Source organism: Citrobacter sp. CRE-46, assembly GCF_059615875.1.
The window spans coordinates 1-2647 of the sequence record NZ_JCAPUG010000006.1 but is presented as its reverse complement, the minus strand read 5'-3'; the positions used below and the strand labels follow the sequence as shown (position 1 = coordinate 2647).

General features: G+C 50.0%; 3 protein-coding genes. 2 read left to right on the top strand and 1 reads right to left on the bottom strand.

Annotation, left to right across the window (positions count from 1 at the left end; translation table 11 throughout):
• A partial coding sequence (locus tag AC534G_RS27260; protein WP_496594633.1) for an outer membrane protein occupies window positions 1-608 on the top strand: 608 nt, incomplete at its 5' end.
• A 310-nt stretch (window positions 609-918) separates the two neighbouring features.
• Here AC534G_RS27260 and AC534G_RS27255 read toward each other — a convergent pair.
• Entirely contained in the window at window positions 919-1155 is a 237-nt protein-coding gene (locus tag AC534G_RS27255) for a hypothetical protein (protein ID WP_317680193.1), read from the bottom strand.
• 837 nt (window positions 1156-1992) lie between these two features.
• Between AC534G_RS27255 and AC534G_RS27250 the strand changes: the two genes are divergently transcribed.
• Window positions 1993-2124, top strand: a complete 132-nt coding sequence (locus tag AC534G_RS27250) for a hypothetical protein (RefSeq protein ID WP_058673116.1) — start codon at window positions 1993-1995, stop codon at window positions 2122-2124.
• Window positions 2125-2647 lie beyond the last annotated feature (523 nt).

Here is a 2647-nt window from a genome sequence, read left to right as displayed (position 1 = left end):
TAGGAACATCCATCATTAATGTAAAGGATAAAAGCATAACCGATACATATACATATCAAGGCGACAGTGATGTCACGACCTTAAATTTCAAAAACAAAAACAAAAGTGTTTTCGGTGGTGGCGTTGCTGTTGGTTATGACTTCTATGACCAGTATCAAGTTCCTGTAAGAATGGAATTTGCTGCAAAATTCAGAGGCGATGCAAATAGTTCACAGACTTTTGGTGATGATAGCTATTCTTTAAAACTGAAAAACAAAGTACGCATGGATACCTATATGGTTAACGGGTACTACGATTTTCATAACTCATCAGACTTCACACCATATTTAACAGCAGGCATTGGCCTGTCACACCTCAAAAGCAACATCACAGAAGAAGATGGTGACGGAATCTCTGCTGACGCAAACAAATTCGCATGGGGTGTCGGTGCTGGCGTCAAATATGCCATCACATCAAATATCTCTATCGATGCAAGCTACAGATATGTTGACGGTGGAAAAGTAACCGGCAGCAGAACCGAAACAGCAGGTAATGAATCAGACACCATCAGCACAAGTACAAAAGCATCATCTAATGATTTGATGCTTGGCGTATCGTATAAGTTTTAAGCGAAAATGTAGGGGGTGGGCCTCCCCCCCCCTACGCAAGGAAATGGTTGCGGTTCTAAATAATCCAAAAGCCCTCCGGGGCTTTTTTGTACCTGCAGATCAGACGGATTAAACATAACATCCGTTATCAGCACCCCCTGACAGGCCCTCAGCGCAATTCTGGCGCATCAGAGCCGTTTCCGGCACATTTCCTCACCCGCATCCCGGAAAAACGCCCCTGATGATTTCTGCGCGACTGCATGGCTATGCACGCGGGTGAATCGCAGGTGATTTCGCAGCGTCAGCACCACTAAACCGCCAAAATCCGCAATCAGCGGCGCGGCGCGCGCGGACGTGACCAGGCAAAATCGGACTGCTGCCGCTCATCCTCACGTAATGCACGCTGGCGGTCGGCGTAACGCTGCGACTCAATCTGCGCACGCGCTCTGTTCAGGACGATGTGCCGGTTAGGCTGATTGAGCTTCTTCCCGGCCGCACGTTCGGCAGCGGCTATAGCGTCGTCGATAAACTTTTTCTCAGTGGGGGTCAGGTTTGTCAGTCTCGTCATGTTTATCTCCGTATGAGAATAGTCCCTGCAGTCTGCCAGACACAGTAGGAACGATGAAGCGTAAGCGACGGTGAAAGGCAGTCAGAAACGGTGAACGGGAGCGGATTTTAATCCGGTGCCGTGAGGCGTTGGGCAAGCCGCAGGCGCGTCAGTGCTTTTAGCGGGTTTCGGGGCGCAGCCCTGAACCAGTCACGTAGCGCTAGCGGAGTGTATACTGGCTAAACTTCAGAGATGCCAAGGAAGGGACAGGATATGTTTTGTAGCACCGCCACCACGGTGGCGATACTCCAAAACGCCTGGTCAGGGCACAGCCCCGACACCCCAGAGCCGACTGTAGGTCACTGGGCGAACGCGGCGGAATGATGTCGGATGACGTCATTTTGCGGCGTTTGCCCTATCCTGCATCGTATTAAAAAATGCAGCTATGGCGCGTACGGTGCCAAAGATAAGCCCGGAGATATTCCGCTTCCTCGCTCACTGACTCGCTCCGCTCGGTCGTTCGGCTGCGGCGAGCGGTACCGGCTTACTGGCGGGGCGGAAATTTCCTGGCATCTTCCAGGAAGAAACTTAACAGGGAAACGATAAGGCCGCGGCGAAGCCGTTTTTCCATAGGCTCCGCCCCCCTGACAAGCATCACGAAATCTGACGCTCAAATCAGTGGTGGCGAAACCCGACAGGACTTAAAGATACCAGGCGTTTCCCCCTGGTGGCTCCCTCGTGCGCTCTCCTGTTCCTGCCTTTCGGTGTACCGGTGTCATTCCGCTGTTATGGCCGCGGTTTCTCATTCCACGCCTGACACTCGGTTCCGGGAAGGCAGTTCGCTCCAAGCTGGACTGTATGCACGAACCCCCCGTTCAGTCCGACTGCTGCGCCTGTTCCGGTAACTATCATCTTGAGTCCAACCCGGAAAGACATGCAAAAGCGCCACTGGCAGCAGCCATTGGTAAGGGGTGTACAAGAGATTACTAATGCGGAGTTCTTGAAGTTAGAGCCAAACTACGGCTAAACTGGAAGGACGTATTTGGTGGCAGCGGTCTTGTACACCCTGTTACCACGGTTAAGCAGTTCCCCAACTGACTTAACCTTCGAAAAACCGCCTTGCAGGGCGGTTTTTTCGTTTTCAGAGCAAGAGATTACGACGCCACAGAAAGGATCTCAAGAGGATCGTGTCTGTTGCACAAAAAACAATACATTCTCATTCCCCTACCAACCCATATAATAAGATTTAGCATTCGCCAGACGCCCCTCCCACACACCAACAGCAACAATCAAATTAACTAGATACATTCATATAAATCTTCATATAACACAATCATCCATATAGAATATTAGAACGATGTTTTATTAAACATTGAAGTGGCTATAGCCAAAAGGAAATCATCTCCATAGGTACAACAAATGAAAAAGACTTTGATAGCGTCTTCGATTGCATTGCTGGCTGTTTATGCAACATCTGCATCTGCCAGTAGTGGCGTTTATGTTTCTGGTGAAG

Coding starts and splice junctions, on each gene's coding strand:
- AC534G_RS27255 (WP_317680193.1), bottom strand. CDS start 1,155: ATGACGAGACTGACAAACCTGACCCCCACTGAGAAAAAGTTTATCGAC.
- AC534G_RS27250 (WP_058673116.1), top strand. CDS start 1,993: ATGCACGAACCCCCCGTTCAGTCCGACTGCTGCGCCTGTTCCGGTAAC.